Below are 14,264 nucleotides of genomic sequence, written 5' to 3'. Positions count from 1 at the left end.
CATCGGGAGAAAACACCATGCAGTTCGACTGGAGCGCCATCTGGCCCGCCATCCCCATTCTGTTAGAAGGCGCCAAAATGACCCTGTGGATTTCGATCCTCGGTCTGACTGGCGGCCTGATTATCGGCCTTGTCGCCGGCTTTGCCCGTACCTACGGCGGTTGGATTGCCAACCATATCGCCCTGGCGTTCATCGAAGTGATCCGCGGTACGCCAATCGTGGTGCAGGTGATGTTTATTTACTTCGCCCTGCCAATGGCGTTCAGCGATTTGCGTATAGATCCGTTCAGCGCGGCGGTGGTCACCATCATGATCAACTCCGGCGCCTACATTGCGGAAATTACCCGCGGCGCGGTGTTGTCGATCCACAACGGATTCCGTGAAGCGGGCCTGGCATTGGGTCTGTCGCGCCGTGAAACCATCCGTTACGTCATTATGCCGCTGGCGCTGCGCCGCATGCTGCCGCCGCTGGGTAACCAGTGGATCATCAGCATCAAAGACACGTCGCTGTTCATCGTGATCGGCGTAGCGGAACTGACCCGTCAGGGCCAGGAAATTATTGCCGGTAACTTCCGTGCGCTGGAAATCTGGAGCGCCGTGGCGGTTATCTATCTGATTATCACCCTGGTGCTGAGCTTCGTTCTGCGTCGTCTGGAAAGAAGGATGAAAATCCTGTGATTGAATTTAAAAACGTCTCCAAGCATTTTGGCCAAACCCAGGTGCTGCACAATATCGACCTGAAAATCAACCAGGGTGAAGTCGTAGTGATTATCGGGCCTTCCGGCTCCGGCAAATCCACGCTGCTGCGCTGCATCAACAAACTCGAAGAGATCACCAGCGGCGATCTGTTCGTCGATGGTCTGAAAGCCAACGATCCCAAGGTTGACGATCGCCTGATCCGTCAGGAAGCCGGCATGGTATTCCAACAGTTTTACCTGTTCCCGCACTTGACGGCGCTGGAAAACGTCGCCTTTGGCCCGATCCGCGTACGCGGTCTGAAAAAGTCGGAAGCGGAAAAACTGGCGCGGGAACTGTTGGCCAAAGTGGGCCTGGCGGAACGCGCGCATCACTACCCTTCCGAACTGTCCGGCGGCCAACAGCAGCGCGTGGCTATCGCCCGTGCGCTGGCGGTAAAACCGAAAATGATGCTGTTCGATGAACCCACTTCGGCGCTTGACCCGGAACTTCGTCACGAAGTGCTGAAGGTTATGCAAGATTTGGCCGAAGAAGGCATGACCATGGTGATCGTGACACACGAAGTCGGCTTTGCCGAAAAAGTGGCGTCGCGTCTGATCTTCATCGACAAGGGCCGTATAGCCGAAGACGGCAACCCGCACGATCTGATCAACTCGCCGCCAAGCCCGCGCCTGCAAGAATTCCTGCAGCACGTTTCCTGATTTATCCTGCTCAGCGGCGGGCGCATTCTGCGCCCGCCGTTTCCAACGATTTTTTCTTAGCAAGCGATCAATACATCGCCGCTTGGCGTAATTGATCCCCTGCGGGACACACAAGCGGCGGCAGTAGAGTTGAAAGGAAAATGCGAAGTTTTATTGGCGCTGGTTAGCTGACCAGCGCCTGAGGAATCAACGCCAGCGTTCCGCCGCCCAGGCAGCCTGCTGCTCGGCGTCATGGAAGGTCCAGGCAACGAAACGACTGATTTTTTGCCCCTGCGCCATCTCGATGGTGCGCACTTCCACCGCGCCCGCCAGCTTCAGCGCATGGTAAATGCTTGGCAGAGTGGCATTTTTGGAGATAAGCGAGGTAAACCACAGGCAGTTCCGTGCCTTGCCGACGCTCTCCTCAACCATCTTGCGTACGAAGGCTTCTTCGCCGCCTTCACACCAGAGTTCGTTATTCTTGCCGCCGAAGTTCTGTATCGGCTTATCGGCCACTTCGCCTTTGCCCAGTTTGTGCAGTTTAAGGCGGGTGCTGGCGCGCGCTTCCTGTTCTGAACCGTGGAACGGCGGGTTACACAGCGTGGCGTCAAACTTCTCCGCCGCGCCGATAATGCCGTTAAGGATAAACTCCGGCTGTTTTTGCAAACGCAGGCGCACGCTGTTTCTCAGTGTCGGGTTCATCTCTACGATCATCTTGGCCGAATTGAGCGATACCGGGTCGATCTCCGAACCGGTGAAGCGCCAACCGTACTCGCGCAGGCCGACGATCGGATAAATGCAGTTGGCGCCGATGCCCACGTCGAGAATAGCCACGCCTTTACCGCGCGGGATCTCGCCACCGTTGCTGGTGGCCAGCAGGTCCGCAAGATGGTGCAGGTAATCGGCTCGCCCAGGGATCGGCGGGCAAAGGTAGTCGGCGGGAATATCCCAGTGTTCGATACCATAAAAATGTTGCAGCAACGCACGGTTGAGCATTTTAACCGCCGCAGGATCGGCAAAGTCTACCGAGATATCGCCCCAGGCGTTCGGCTTGACGAACGGCTCCAGAGCCGGGCAACTGGCGATCAGCGCCGGAAAATCATAGCGTGAGCGATGACGGTTACGCGGGTGCAGACCGCTTTTCTGCTGCGGGAAGGTTTTCTTTTTTTCCACCGTGACGGGCTCTCTTTAAAGGCATTTCTGGCGCGTAAGATACCATAAAGCGACGTCAAACTTGCAGCCGACGAGAAACCCGTCAAAATAAAAGCTCGGTTTATCCACACCAGGTCGTTTATGAGCAGTGAGTCTCGTTATTACTATGAACCCGCCGCAGGCCACGGTCTGCCGCACGATCCGCTGAACGCCATCGTCGGCCCCCGCCCTATCGGTTGGATCTCCTCGGTCGGCGCCAACGGCCAGCGCAATTTGGCGCCTTACAGCTTCTTTAACTGTTTCAACTACCGCCCGCCCATCATCGGCTTCGCCAGCACCGGCTGGAAAGACAGCGTGGCGAATATCGTGGAAACCGGAGAGTTTGTCTGGAACCTGGCGACACGCCCGCTCGCCGAGGCCATGAACAACAGTTCCGCCAGCCTGGCGCGCGGCGAAGATGAATTTGCCTTTGCCGGCGTGACGCCGCTGCCCGGCCGGCGAGTGAAGGCCGAGCGCGTTGCGGAAAGCCCGGTTAACTTCGAATGCCGCCTGACGCAGTGCATTCAGTTGCAAAGCGCCACCGGCGAGAAGGTGGACACCTGGCTGGTGCTGGGTGAAGTGGTCGCGGTGCATATCGACCCCGCGTTGCTGGACGAGCATGGCGTTTATCAAACCGCCGCAGCCGAACCTATCCTGCGCGCCGGCGGGCCGAGTGCCTACTATGGCATTTCGGAACAGCACCGTTTCGATCTGCTGCGCCCGGATGCCCTGAAGCGCTGAACAAGCCCTCGCAATCCCTCGGGAGAGCGGGGGAATTAATGATCAAAAATTCTGAAAAAGATCATCAACACCCTCCGATTTCATCCTGCCTGTCACTGCGTAATAATCACTCCATCGAAAGGAAAACCCCTTTCCCCCTTACAAAATTGACAGGAATGACCCTCATGAAAAACATCAAAACTTTTGCTGCTGCTATCGCTCTAGCTACCGTATCTTTCACTTCTTTTGCCGCTGAACACGTCAGCGTACAAGATGCCGCCCAGTTCGAAAAAGCCGGCGTGATCACCGCCAGCGGCGCTACCGACCTGAGCAGCCTGAAAGCTCAGTTGGCAGCCAAAGCCGATGCGGCCGGCGCCAAAGCCTTTACCATTACCTCTGCCAGCGGCAATAACCTGATGCATGCCACTGCGGTCATTTACAACTAATCATTTGTTTCAGATAAAAAAAGCCCGCCGATACGCGCTATCGGCGGGCTTTTTTCAATGGCTTGTCAGGCCAGACGGGCGTTAATCGCCGCAGCGAAATCACGGCACATCCGCTCGTCCCCCCCGGCATTATCCGCCAGCACCTTATCGCCATCCACCACCCGGATATGCGCCGCCAGGTCGAAATCTGCCGCCGGCTGTGGCCGGGCGGCAGCATCGGCAATGGTCTGCCGCGCCTCCTGCCATGCCTGCGCTATCGTCTGGTTACAGGCCTGCGCCAGGTAGTCCGGGTTAAAACCTTCGCCGGTCAGGCTGCGCAGCGTATCGTCGTGGCTGACGCCGTTGCCCGGTAGCCAATAGTGGCGCGCCAGATCCGGGCCAATCGCCGGATTGTCGGTCAGATAACCGTCGCGCCGCAGGAAGAATTGGCGCGTCTGCTCAACCGCCATCAACGCCAGCAGATAGCCCTGATAAGAGCAGGCCGACTCCAGCGACAACAGATGCGGGATCGCCAGCGTCGGCCGCGGGCTGCCGCTAATCCCCAGTATTTTGCTTTCTACCTCGCGCGCCAGCGCGGTAATCGCCTCCGGCGTGCGTTGCTCATCCTCCCACTGGTACAGCGCCCATTCAAAGTAAGGCACCAGCAAGATATGACGTTCGTTGAACGCGCGCATCGGTTGGCGTGCGGCGATACTGGCCTCAATCAGCGCATCCGGCACCGGCTCGCCGGCGGCGTTCTTCGCATAGCGTTTCAGCCAATCGGCATCGTCCAGCAGGCTGTCGCAGAACATCGACTGGGTTTCGGCATAGGCCATTGACGTCGGCGGAAACTCCTGCGAGAAACAGGGCGCGTTCTGGCAAATATTGGCAAAGTGCGCGGCGTGCCCGCCCTCGTGGAACAGGGTGTTCAGGCCATGAGCGCCGCTGCCTACCTGATCCGGCTGCGCCAGGCTGGTAAAGTTAATTCGCGCAGGCAGCCATTTGCCCTGCTGGATAAACGGCGGCACCGGCCCGTGCATAAAGCCGTTTTCATACTTGCCTGCACGCACCAGCAGATCGAGATCCATCTGCGCGCCGCGAAAACCGATGTGCAGCCGTTTGAAACTGTTGATCCAACGTTCCAGCGACTGAGCAAACGGGAAATAGGGATCCAACTGGCGAGTCACGTCACCGGCGCTCGCAAAACGCAGGTTCCAGGGTTCCAGCGCCTGCGCGCCCTTCTCCGCCGCCAGCTGTTGCAAGCTGCGTGAATTGGCCTCCCGGGTCTGCAGCTCGAAACGATCGAGGATGGCGAACAGCTGTTCCGGCGTCATGCGCTCGGTTTTGTTCACCTTGTAGTCGAAATAGTTGCGAAAACCCATCTGGCGCGCAAAGCGGTTGCGCAGGCTTATCAGTTCCGGCAGGCCGTTGTGCAGCAGCCACTGTTCCAGCTCGCGCAGCGCGTCTTGCGAGCTGCGGCGGTAGTCTTCGTTTTCATTGGTAGCCTGATTGGTCAACAGCTCGCCGAGCGAAGCATTCACCCGCTGCCCGGCGGCATTCAGGTGGCTGACCGGATTGGCCTTGCGCCGGGTATAAAGGTCCGCCTCGGCGCTGATGATCTGATCCAGCAACGTCTGCGCCTGCGCATCTTCAATCGCGTTGCAGTCGAAGAAACGCAGCCAACCGTTCAGCCCATGTTGCAGCGCGTCTCGCTGCGCATCCTGCGGCAGGATCTCCAGCCCGGCCAGCAGCCGGCGAATTTCAGCCAACCGACGCGGTTCGCCGATAAAACGCTTGTAGGCGCTTTCCGCCGCCGAGAAGCGAGCCGAAATCTCCTCACCGCCCGTGCCCATATAATTCTGCCAGAACAGATCTTCTTTGGTGCGGTGAACGTCGAGGTAGTCCTGATTCAATTGATTGAAGTAATCGAGAGCCTGTTGCATAACCATCCTTTCGGCCAATATGCGTGATGTTCCAGTATAGCCAAGGGATTTACGCGCTGCGTAAACGCGCCAATCCTTGCTCCAGGCTGTCGACTTCACCGGCGGCCAGCAGACAGCAGGCAATCTGGCGTTGGATCGCCAGCGGAATGGCTACTTCTCCCGCCAGGCAACTTTCGGTCCAGCGCGCGGTGGTTTCGGCATCCTTCGCCGCCGGCAACTCCGGCGTCTCGTCCTGCGCCGGCCGCTCCAGCAGCACCCGCTGCTCACCGTTGACGATGTAATGGATCTGCGGGCAGCGCTGCGGGTTGGCGTAGGCTTCCCCTTCGGTGCCGTGCATCAGCAGCCCACGGGCGCCAATCTGGCGAAAGAACGATGCCACGCGGCCGACATATTCCGGATGCGACACGCTGGCGAGGCGCAGCACATCCTGCTCGGCAAAGGGCGTCGCCAGTTTGGCCAGCGTATGGGCGCTGTTACGCACCCCCATGCGCCAGCGCAGGCCAAGCTGCCTGTCCAGCGGGGCGGACAAGGCGCTGACCGGGATAAACACCGTTTCGCCGTTGTCCAGACGTTGCTGGGCATGAGCGGCGTCTTGCGACCAAGGCAGGCCCAGCGCACGGAAGGTTTCCGCGCTGGTGACGCGGGTGCTGTCATCCAGCACGCCGTGCACCACCACCGGCAGCCCGACGCGCGTCAGCAACAACGCCAACAGTGGCGTCAGGTTAGCCTGTTTACGCGCGCCATTATAACTGGGCAGCACCACCGGCATCGGTCGCCCCTGCGGCGCCTGCAGGCGCATCACCTGCTGTTGCATCGCCTGGTAAAAGCCCAGCATTTCCTCTTCGGCTTCCCCTTTAATGCGCATGGCGATCAAAATGCCGCCCAACTCCAGCTCACCCACCTCATCGGCCAGCATCTTTTGATAAAGCTGAAAAGCGGTTTCCCGGTCCAGATCGCGCGCGTGGTTCTTGCCACGACCTATTTCTTTGATAATTTTGGTGTAATCCATCGCCTGTACGCCCCCTGATTCAGTCTGGGATTAGCATACCCTATCCACGCAGCCGCTCAACCTCATCCGCCAACCGCTGCTGGTCGGCGTTACCGGCGCGCAGCCCGGCGATCACGCCGTCGACATCATCAGGGCTGCGGTTCTGGCTCATCTTCCATTTGCCCTCCCGCCGGGTCACCGCGATTTCGATACCGACAATGCCCTTGATCTGCGCGGCGATATAGTTCGCCGGGGCATCGTCAAGCCGCCAGGGTTCAGGCTGCCGGCCTTCCTGCAATGCCGTTAACCCTTCCAGTTGCCGGCGCAACCAGCCGGCATCTTCGGTTACCGTCGGTACGCCGTATAGCTGCACCAGGCTGTAATTCCAGGTCGGCACCGCCTTGCCGGTCTGGCGTTTGGTTTCGTACCAGCCCGGCGAGATATAACCGTCTGTCCCCTGAAATACCACCAGACACTCCTGCACCTTCTGTAACCCTTGCCAGTGACGATTGGCGCGCGACAGGTGCGCCCGCAAAAAGATGTTTCCCTGCGCGTCGGCATCAATCAAAAACGGCAGCGGATCCGCCACCAGCCCTTGCTCACCCTGGCTGATCAACATGCCCAGCGGGTTGGCGCGCACCAGCGCAATTTGCGTTTCCAGCTCATCTTCACGGAATGAAACGGGTTGATACATACGTTTGGCTCCTTTGACATCGGGTAGAAGCCATCAGCAATAACACCCGCCGGCGGTTTGCTAAAGAGCCAGTTTACGCTGTTGTTGGATGATCCACCTCAGCAACACAAAGGCCACCGCCATCGCCGACAGGTTGTAGATCATGGCGCCGGCAAATGCCTGCCCATAGCGATCCGCTCCGCCGCCCGCGGCCAACAGCGGGACAAAAAACGCGCCGCTGGCGGCAATGCCCAGCGCGCCGCCCACCTGCTGTACGGTGGAAATCACCCCGGCGGCCATGCCGGCCTGATGCTCCTTTGCCAGCCCGAGCACCAGGTTAAGCAACGGCGTCATACTCAATGCCTGACCAAAGCCCAGGATCACCAACCCCGGCAACAGTCGGAGCGGATTCGCCAGCGCCGTTCCCCACAGCACCTGCGCCACCAGCAACGTCATCCCGGCAGCGTAGACCGCTACGCCGCCGGCCAAGACGCCGTTACCCCAGCGCTGCGCCAGCGTTGGCGCAAGAAACGAAGCCAGCATAAAGGCCAGGCTGGCGGGCGCGAACAGGCTGCCCGCCTGAAACGGCGTCAGGCCAATCCCCGCCTGCAACAGCAGCGCAAAACACAGGAAGAACGAGGAGGCGGTAGAGTAAATCGCCAGCACCACCGCGACCCCGGGGCCAAAGCTTCCCTGCCGGAACAGCGCAGGATCGAGCACCGCGTCTCCGCTGTGCAGCGCCAACCGCCGCTCCCAACGCACAAACACCCAGAGTACCAGCGCCGCCAATGCCAGCGCCGGCCACACCCACCAGGGCCAGCCGCGCGACGGCCCTTCCAGCAACGGCACCAACAGCAGCAACAACCCCGCAGCGGCCAGCAACAGACCAACGCCATCCAGCCGCTGCGCCTGCTCGAGGCGCGATTCGGGGATACGCCGCGCCGCCAGCAAGGCCAGCGCGCCAATCGGCAGGTTGATCAGGAAAATCATGCGCCAGCCGCTGCCGAGAATATCGGCCTCAATAATGAACCCGCCGAGGATCTGGCCGAAAATCGCCGCCAGCCCCAGCGTCATGCCCAGCCAGGCAAAGGCGCGCCGCCGCTGTTGCGGGCCGTACAATACGCGCAACAGCGCATAGATCTGCGGGAACAACAGCGCCGCCGCCGCCCCTTGCAGAAAACGCGCCGCGATCAGCACGCCGAGCGACGTCGCCATGCCGCACAGCGCCGAAGTCAGGGAGAAACCCAACATGCCAAGGCTGAACAGCCGGCGACGGCCAAAGCGATCGCCCAAACGCCCGCCGGCTATCAACAACACACCGAAAGCCAGCTCATAACCGGCGATAATCAGCCCCACGCCGGCAAAATCGGCTGCGAACTGCTGCTGGACAACCGGCACCGCCACGTTCACGACAAACAGGTCAAACACCGTCACGAATCCGCCCAACAGCAACACCGGCAACCCAGGCAAGCCCCGATCGCCGCAAGATAATGTCTGCTCCATAACACCTCCCGAGATTACGATGGCGGCAGTATGGAACATGTCTTAAACTGTTACTATATAGCCATTTATACTATTACTGAGAACAACAGGACTGCCGTATGCCGCCACGCACCCTCAACCGAACCCGTCAGGATCTGGCGGACTTTCTGCGTCAGAAGCGCGAGAAACTGTCGCCGCAGGCTGTCGGCTTGCCGAGCGGTAACCGACGCCGCACGCCGGGGCTGCGGCGCGAAGAGGTTGCGGCGCTGGCGGGCGTGGGTCTCACTTGGTACACCTGGCTGGAACAAGGGCGGGAAATCAACGTCTCGGCGGATTTTCTGGAGAATCTGGCGCGGGTGTTAAAACTGGATGCGACCGGGCGTTACCATCTGTTTTTGCTGGCGCATCAGCGCCCGCCGGTGCCGGTCGGCCATCAGTGGTGCCAGGTTTCACCGCTGGTACGCCGCCTGCTGGACGACCTGCAGTTGCGCCCGGCTTACGTGATGAACCTGAGTTGGGACATCATCGCCTGGAATCCGGCAGCGGAAAGGCTGTTCGCCATCGCCGAGCGCCCGGCGGAACAGCGCAACATGCTGTGGATGCTGTTCGCCGATCCGCAACTCAACCAACGGCTGGTGGAGTGGCAGGCACAGGCGCCGCAAATCCTCGCCAGCTTTCGCCGCGACTATGCCCGCGCACCAGATGACGCCACCATGCAGCAACGGATACAGGCGCTGGAGCAGGTATCGCCGCAGTTCCGGCAGCTATGGCAACAGCATGACATTCACGGCCGTTGCCAGGGGCAACGCACCTTCAACGTGCCGGGGGCCGGACAGGTGACCTTTGAGCACGCGTCGTTTATCGTCGATGAGGAAAATCATTTGCGGCTGGTGATGTACAGCGCGCTGGCGCAATGCCCGGCCAGCGCGGCGTTTGAGGCGTTGTTGCAGGCGTGAGGCTATTTGCGGCTGTCAAAAAGCAGCTTGCAGGCCAACCCAGCGAACACGCCGCTGAGCAGATAGTTCGGCCAACGCGCGCTGAAGCGGCGGCCGACAAAACGGCTTTTCATGCTGCTGACCGCCAGGATCACCCCGCCGTTAATCAGCAGCCCCACCAGATTCAGTACCGTCGCCAGCAGCAGCATCTGCACCACCACCGAACCGGCATGCGGATCGAGAAACTGCGGGAACAGCGCCAGAACGAACAGCGCCATTTTCGGATTGAGTATGTTGGTGAACAGCCCCTGGCGGAAAATTCGCGCTGCCGGCACAGCCGCCAATCCGGCCGATGCCTGTAAACTGCTGCCTGATCGCAGCGTTTTCCACGCCAGATACAGCAAGTATGCCGCACCCAATATTCTCACCGCATCATAAGCCAGCGGCACCGCGACGAACAGCTGCGACAGGCCCAACGCCGCCGCCAACGCGTGGCAGTAAGTGCCGAGCTGGATCCCCGCCAGTGACGCGAAACCGGCGCGGCGCCCCTGGCTGACGCTGCGCGAAGCGATTAGCAGCATATCCGGGCCTGGCGTTAGCGCTAGCGCCAGACAGGCGCCGGAAAACAATAAAAGCGTGGAAGCATCAACCATAAATCACCTGAGCGGAACGTGGCGGGAGCGAAGCTTTATCATAGCCACGCCATCGGCTTTTACCAGCGCCAAATCATTGCCGCGGAGCGTTGGGCAGGAAGCCCCGATCGCATTCGGCACTGGCCGGTGATGCTGTCGTTACTGACATTGTCACCGTTCGGATGCCTGCTTGCCGCCTGGCGTAGCCGCTAATTTCACCTTGCGCTCTCCCAGCAGATTCATGCCCGCCGCCGCCAACAGGATAATGGCGGCGCCGGCCAGCTGCGGCGCGACCAGCCGATGGCCGAACGCCAACCGGTCCACCAGCACGGCGGCAATCGGATAAATAAACGACAGCGATCCGATCAGGTTGGTTGGCAGTTTTTGGATCGCGCCATACAGCAGCACGTACATCAACCCGGTATGCAGCACGCCCAGCGTGGCCAGCATACCCCATTGCCCGACAGTCGCCGGCGCGTGGAAATCCACCAGCGGCAACAGCATCACCACGCCGACCGTCACCTGAATCAGTGCGATCAGATGTGGCGGCGTGCCTTTCAGCCGTTTGGCCGCCAGGGCCATCAGCGCATAGAAAAACGCCGCACCGAGCGACAACAGAATGCCCATCAGGTAGTGGCTCTGATCGCCCGCCTGTTTGGGCTGAGCCAGCACCACCAGCATCATGCCGACAAACGCCAGCGCCAGCCACAGCAGCTTGCGGGCGGTCAGTTTTTCGCCGAGGAACAGCGCCCCCAGCGTCACCAGCATAAAGGGTTGGGTGTTGTACACCGCGGTGGCAATGGATATAGACGCATAAGAGTAGGCGGCGAACAGCAGCAGCCAGTTGATCACCAGCGCCACGCCGCCGGCAATCGCCAGCAACACAGTGGCGCGCGTCAGGCAATCGCGCCGCAGCTGGCCCAACGCCGCGCAGATCGCCAACAGCACCAGCGCGCCCACCGCGCAGCGCCAGAACACCACATTAATCACCGGCTGGCCGGACATCAGTACAAACCAGCCAATGGTGCCGGAAATCAGCATCGCGGCGATCATCTCCAGCGAACCGCGCTTTATCTCTGCGTTCATGATTATTTCCTCAAGGTTAAACCGATGCAGTTAGCTTGAGGTTTTTCCACACAGGTTTCCATCGCATAAAAAAGGTCAATATGCTTAACTGCCTTTTTATCGCAGGCGTAATAAACAAAATACCTAACGGAGAACTTATGGATGATATCGATCGCCAGATCCTGACCATTCTGGCGGAGGACGCGCGAGCGTCGCTAAAAACCCTGAGCGCCAGGGCCGGGCTGTCGTCGCCCAGCACCTCGGAGCGGCTGCGGCGGCTGGAGGAAAGCGGCGTGATCCAGGGCTACACCCTGAACGTCAATCTGCAGGCGTTGGGTTACGCGTTTCAGTCGCTGGTGCGCATCAAGCCGCTGCCGGGCATGCTGAAGAAGGTCGAGCAGATGATTCAGGAGATCCCCGAAGTGATCGAGTGCGACAAGGTGACCGGCGAAGACTGCTTTATCGTGCGCCTGGTGGCGCATTCGATGGAGCAGCTCGACCATATCCTCGACAAGCTGGCCGAGCGGGCGCAGAGCAACACCTCGATCGTCAAAACCACGCCGGTGAAGCGCCGCCTGCCGCCGCTGCTGTGATTAACGCGTGCGTCGGCGGATAAACGGGTTCTTGCGCTTTTTGTCTTTTTTCTCCGCTTCAGCGGCAGACTTGAGCGCGGCCTTGTGGGCCTTGTCCGCTTCCGGCACCTCGCGCTGCTCAATCGGAAACACCGGCAACGCCGCCAGCAGCCGCGAGCCGTAGCTTTTGGTCAACAGACGGCGATCGTAAATCACGATCTCGCCGTGGCACTCATTGCTGCGAATCAACCGGCCGACCTGTTGGATCAGGTTGAACGAGGCGCTGGGCAGGCTCTGCACTTCAAACGGATAACGTTTGAGCGATTTTAGCCATTCGCCCTCGGTGAGGATCACCGGGCTGTCGATCGGCGGGAACGAGATTTTGTGGATATGCACCTGGGTCAGCAGTTCGCCTTTCAGATCCAGCCCTTCGGCAAACGACTGCAAGCCAATCAACACGCTGGCCGTGCCCTTTTCAACCCGTTTGCGGTGTTCCTCCACCATCCGGTAGCGCGGCTGATCCCCCTGCACCAGCAGCATCAGGCGCAGATCGGTAACGTAGCTGAGGAAGGTTTGCATCGCCCGGTGGCTGCTGAACAGGATCAGCATGCCCTTGTGTTTGCCGCCGGCCTGCTCGGCGCGGAAGAAACGCGCCATTTCTTCCAGATGCTCGGCTTCGTTGGCTATCGCCGGTTCAAAGCGCATGTTCGGAATGACAATTTTGCCCTGTTCAACGTGATTGAACGGCGAAGACAGGGTTTCGAAGCGGTCACCGGCTTTTTCGCTCAGCCCGCTCATTTCCTGCAGACGCGCAAAGCTGTTGAGCGAACGCAGCGTCGCCGAGGTGATCACCACGTGCGGCACTTTGCGCCACAGCAACTTTTCCAGCTGATCGCTGACGCGAATGCCAACGCAGTGCAGATACAGGTGCGTCACGTTATCGCGCAGCTCGCGCGTGACCCATTTGGAGATCGGCGCGTTGGAGGATTTGTCCAGCGCCGCCAGCCGCCACAGTTTGCTCATCGCCTCCAGGTAGCCTAGCGTGCGGCTCATCTGAATGATCGAACGGTGCAGGCGCACGACGTCGTGCTTGCCGGTCTGTTCGGTGAGATCGTTCAAGATGAACTCCGCCACCCCGCGCAAGGCGTCGGTCAGCTTAAACAACCTTGCGCTGGTTTCCACCATCTCCGCCGGCAGCTCGCCCATTTCAAACCGGTGTTCGGCGGGAGCGTTGTCGGTGGGCAGATAGGCGCTGACCTGATGTTCAAAGATCTGGATCAGTTCACGCAACTCTTCGCAGTGGTTTTTCAGCCGTTCGTCGTTTGCCAGCCCCGGCGGGTTTTTCGGCCGGTATTGCGTCATGCACTGTTCGACGTGGCGCACGATCATATCCAGCTGAAGATTGGTCGACAGCGCGGTGATTTCGCCGTCAATCTCCAGCGCGTCGCGCGCCACCTCCGGCAAATGATGGCCTTCGTCCAGCACCAGCAGCAGCTCTTTCGGGTTCGGCAGCACCGATTCGGTTTCCAGCGCCGCCATCACCAACGCATGGTTGGCCACCACCACGTCGGCGGTTTCAATCTCTTTGCGGGCGATATAAAACGGGCATTCGCGGATGTAATGGCAGTTGCGCCCCAGACAGTTGGCTTTGTCGGTGCTCAGTTTGCCCCACAGCGGATCGTCGATCGACAGCTGATAATGGTCGCGCAGCCCGTCCCACTCATGGCGGCTGAGCGCCTTGGTCAACTTTTGGCACAGCGCCTGCTCTTCGCCGCTGGACGGCGCCAGTTCGTCATCGAGAAACAGCGTAAGGTCACCCTGCTCGCTGACGTCGGTGCTCAGCGCCGCCAGATTGCGCGGGCACACATAGCGCCCACGGCCAAAGGCACCGGTGAATTTCAGATCGGGGATGATCTTTTTCAGCAACGGCAAGTCTTTGCTGTAGATCTGATCCTGCAGCGCCACGTTGGCGGTGCTGACCACCAGCGGCTTGCTCTCCGCACGGCCGACGGCGATCCCCGGGATCAAATACGACAGCGTTTTGCCGACGCCGGTCGGCGCCTCAATCGCCAGGTGGCGCGGGTAATCGCCGGCCAGCGTCCTGGCGACTTCGGCAATCATCTGCCGTTGCGGCGCACGGGAAATAAAATCCGGTATTTGTTGCTGCAGGGCTTTGTACCACTGGCCAATCTGATCTTTTACTGCGGGGGAGAGCGCCATTCAACTCTATATCTAAACGAAATGATGGCGCTATTGTCCCACA

14 protein-coding genes are annotated in these 14,264 nt (G+C 60.0%); 6 read left to right on the top strand and 8 right to left on the bottom strand.

What is annotated here, in order from left to right; genetic code table 11:
* Positions 1 to 17: 17 nt before the first annotated feature.
* Positions 18 to 677: a glutamine ABC transporter permease GlnP gene (gene glnP, locus JK621_RS06065; protein WP_212559037.1), complete on the top strand. Its 660-nt coding sequence runs from the start codon at positions 18 to 20 to the stop codon at positions 675 to 677.
* Positions 674 to 1,396: a glutamine ABC transporter ATP-binding protein GlnQ gene (glnQ, locus tag JK621_RS06060; RefSeq protein ID WP_006322077.1), complete on the top strand. Its 723-nt coding sequence runs from the start codon at positions 674 to 676 to the stop codon at positions 1,394 to 1,396. Before glnP ends, glnQ begins: the two co-directional genes overlap by 4 nt.
* 186 nt (positions 1,397 to 1,582) lie before the next feature.
* On the opposite strand, the gene rlmF is transcribed toward glnQ, so the two are convergent.
* Entirely contained in the window at positions 1,583 to 2,548 is a 966-nt protein-coding gene (gene rlmF, locus JK621_RS06055; protein WP_212559036.1) for a 23S rRNA (adenine(1618)-N(6))-methyltransferase RlmF, read from the bottom strand.
* Between the two features lie 120 nt (positions 2,549 to 2,668).
* Between rlmF and JK621_RS06050 the strand changes: the two genes are divergently transcribed.
* Together JK621_RS06050 and bhsA are read left to right on the top strand one after the other, a co-directional pair.
* Positions 2,669 to 3,307 (top strand): flavin reductase family protein, encoded by a 639-nt coding sequence (locus JK621_RS06050; protein ID WP_212559035.1) that lies wholly within the window; start codon positions 2,669 to 2,671, stop codon positions 3,305 to 3,307.
* Between the two features lie 164 nt (positions 3,308 to 3,471).
* Positions 3,472 to 3,732, top strand: a complete 261-nt coding sequence (bhsA, locus tag JK621_RS06045; RefSeq protein ID WP_212559034.1) for a multiple stress resistance protein BhsA — start codon at positions 3,472 to 3,474, stop codon at positions 3,730 to 3,732.
* 65 nt (positions 3,733 to 3,797) lie between these two features.
* Here the strand turns inward: bhsA and JK621_RS06040 are convergent, their stop codons facing one another.
* The 4 genes from JK621_RS06040 to JK621_RS06025 are packed head-to-tail and all read right to left on the bottom strand — an operon-like array spanning position 3,798 to position 8,818.
* On the bottom strand, positions 3,798 to 5,654 hold the full coding sequence (locus JK621_RS06040; protein WP_212559033.1) for a M3 family metallopeptidase: 1,857 nt from the start codon (positions 5,652 to 5,654) through the stop codon (positions 3,798 to 3,800).
* Between the two features lie 49 nt (positions 5,655 to 5,703).
* Positions 5,704 to 6,663 carry a DNA-binding protein YbiB gene (gene ybiB / locus JK621_RS06035; RefSeq protein WP_212559032.1) on the bottom strand — a complete coding sequence of 320 codons (960 nt, stop codon included), beginning with the start codon at positions 6,661 to 6,663 and terminating at the stop codon, positions 5,704 to 5,706.
* Positions 6,664 to 6,703: 40 nt separating this feature from the next.
* Positions 6,704 to 7,336 carry an FMN-binding negative transcriptional regulator gene (locus JK621_RS06030; protein WP_212559031.1) on the bottom strand — a complete coding sequence of 211 codons (633 nt, stop codon included), beginning with the start codon at positions 7,334 to 7,336 and terminating at the stop codon, positions 6,704 to 6,706.
* Between the two features lie 60 nt (positions 7,337 to 7,396).
* Positions 7,397 to 8,818, bottom strand: a complete 1,422-nt coding sequence (locus JK621_RS06025; RefSeq protein ID WP_212559030.1) for an MFS transporter — start codon at positions 8,816 to 8,818, stop codon at positions 7,397 to 7,399.
* A gap of 98 nt (positions 8,819 to 8,916) precedes the next feature.
* Here JK621_RS06025 and JK621_RS06020 point away from each other — a divergent pair, with 98 nt between their 5' ends.
* A complete protein-coding gene (locus tag JK621_RS06020; protein WP_212559029.1) occupies positions 8,917 to 9,753 on the top strand; it encodes a helix-turn-helix transcriptional regulator in 837 nt (278 codons plus the stop codon).
* Between the two features lie 2 nt (positions 9,754 to 9,755).
* On the opposite strand, the gene JK621_RS06015 is transcribed toward JK621_RS06020, so the two are convergent.
* Both JK621_RS06015 and JK621_RS06010 read right to left on the bottom strand, forming a co-directional pair.
* On the bottom strand, positions 9,756 to 10,385 hold the full coding sequence (locus tag JK621_RS06015) for a LysE family translocator (protein WP_212559028.1): 630 nt from the start codon (positions 10,383 to 10,385) through the stop codon (positions 9,756 to 9,758).
* Between the two features lie 150 nt (positions 10,386 to 10,535).
* Positions 10,536 to 11,450, bottom strand: coding sequence for a DMT family transporter (locus JK621_RS06010; RefSeq protein ID WP_212559027.1), 915 nt, complete (start codon positions 11,448 to 11,450; stop codon positions 10,536 to 10,538).
* A gap of 137 nt (positions 11,451 to 11,587) precedes the next feature.
* Here JK621_RS06010 and JK621_RS06005 point away from each other — a divergent pair, with 137 nt between their 5' ends.
* The gene (locus tag JK621_RS06005) at positions 11,588 to 12,022 is read left to right on the top strand and encodes an Lrp/AsnC family transcriptional regulator (protein ID WP_013812106.1); all 435 of its coding nucleotides are present in this window, start codon (positions 11,588 to 11,590) and stop codon (positions 12,020 to 12,022) included.
* On the opposite strand, the gene dinG is transcribed toward JK621_RS06005, so the two are convergent.
* Positions 12,023 to 14,221 carry an ATP-dependent DNA helicase DinG gene (gene dinG / locus JK621_RS06000; protein ID WP_212559026.1) on the bottom strand — a complete coding sequence of 733 codons (2,199 nt, stop codon included), beginning with the start codon at positions 14,219 to 14,221 and terminating at the stop codon, positions 12,023 to 12,025.
* Between the last annotated feature and the right edge of the window lie 43 nt (positions 14,222 to 14,264).

The sequence above is a fragment of the Serratia plymuthica genome (assembly GCF_018336935.1).
In the GTDB taxonomy this organism is placed as follows: domain Bacteria; phylum Pseudomonadota; class Gammaproteobacteria; order Enterobacterales; family Enterobacteriaceae; genus Serratia; species Serratia plymuthica_B.
This window is presented reverse-complemented; position numbering and strand designations above follow the sequence as displayed.

What these genes read in the sequence shown, in the direction of transcription:
- glnP (WP_212559037.1), top strand. Translation starts at nt 18, where the DNA reads ATGCAGTTCGACTGGAGCGCCATCTGGCCCGCCATCCCCATTCTGTTA.
- JK621_RS06050 (WP_212559035.1), top strand. Translation starts at nt 2,669, where the DNA reads ATGAGCAGTGAGTCTCGTTATTACTATGAACCCGCCGCAGGCCACGGT.
- bhsA (WP_212559034.1), top strand. Translation starts at nt 3,472, where the DNA reads ATGAAAAACATCAAAACTTTTGCTGCTGCTATCGCTCTAGCTACCGTA.
- JK621_RS06040 (WP_212559033.1), bottom strand. Translation starts at nt 5,654, where the DNA reads ATGCAACAGGCTCTCGATTACTTCAATCAATTGAATCAGGACTACCTC.
- ybiB (WP_212559032.1), bottom strand. Translation starts at nt 6,663, where the DNA reads ATGGATTACACCAAAATTATCAAAGAAATAGGTCGTGGCAAGAACCAC.
- JK621_RS06030 (WP_212559031.1), bottom strand. Translation starts at nt 7,336, where the DNA reads ATGTATCAACCCGTTTCATTCCGTGAAGATGAGCTGGAAACGCAAATT.
- JK621_RS06025 (WP_212559030.1), bottom strand. Translation starts at nt 8,818, where the DNA reads ATGGAGCAGACATTATCTTGCGGCGATCGGGGCTTGCCTGGGTTGCCG.
- JK621_RS06020 (WP_212559029.1), top strand. Translation starts at nt 8,917, where the DNA reads ATGCCGCCACGCACCCTCAACCGAACCCGTCAGGATCTGGCGGACTTT.
- JK621_RS06015 (WP_212559028.1), bottom strand. Translation starts at nt 10,385, where the DNA reads ATGGTTGATGCTTCCACGCTTTTATTGTTTTCCGGCGCCTGTCTGGCG.
- JK621_RS06010 (WP_212559027.1), bottom strand. Translation starts at nt 11,450, where the DNA reads ATGAACGCAGAGATAAAGCGCGGTTCGCTGGAGATGATCGCCGCGATG.
- JK621_RS06005 (WP_013812106.1), top strand. Translation starts at nt 11,588, where the DNA reads ATGGATGATATCGATCGCCAGATCCTGACCATTCTGGCGGAGGACGCG.
- dinG (WP_212559026.1), bottom strand. Translation starts at nt 14,221, where the DNA reads ATGGCGCTCTCCCCCGCAGTAAAAGATCAGATTGGCCAGTGGTACAAA.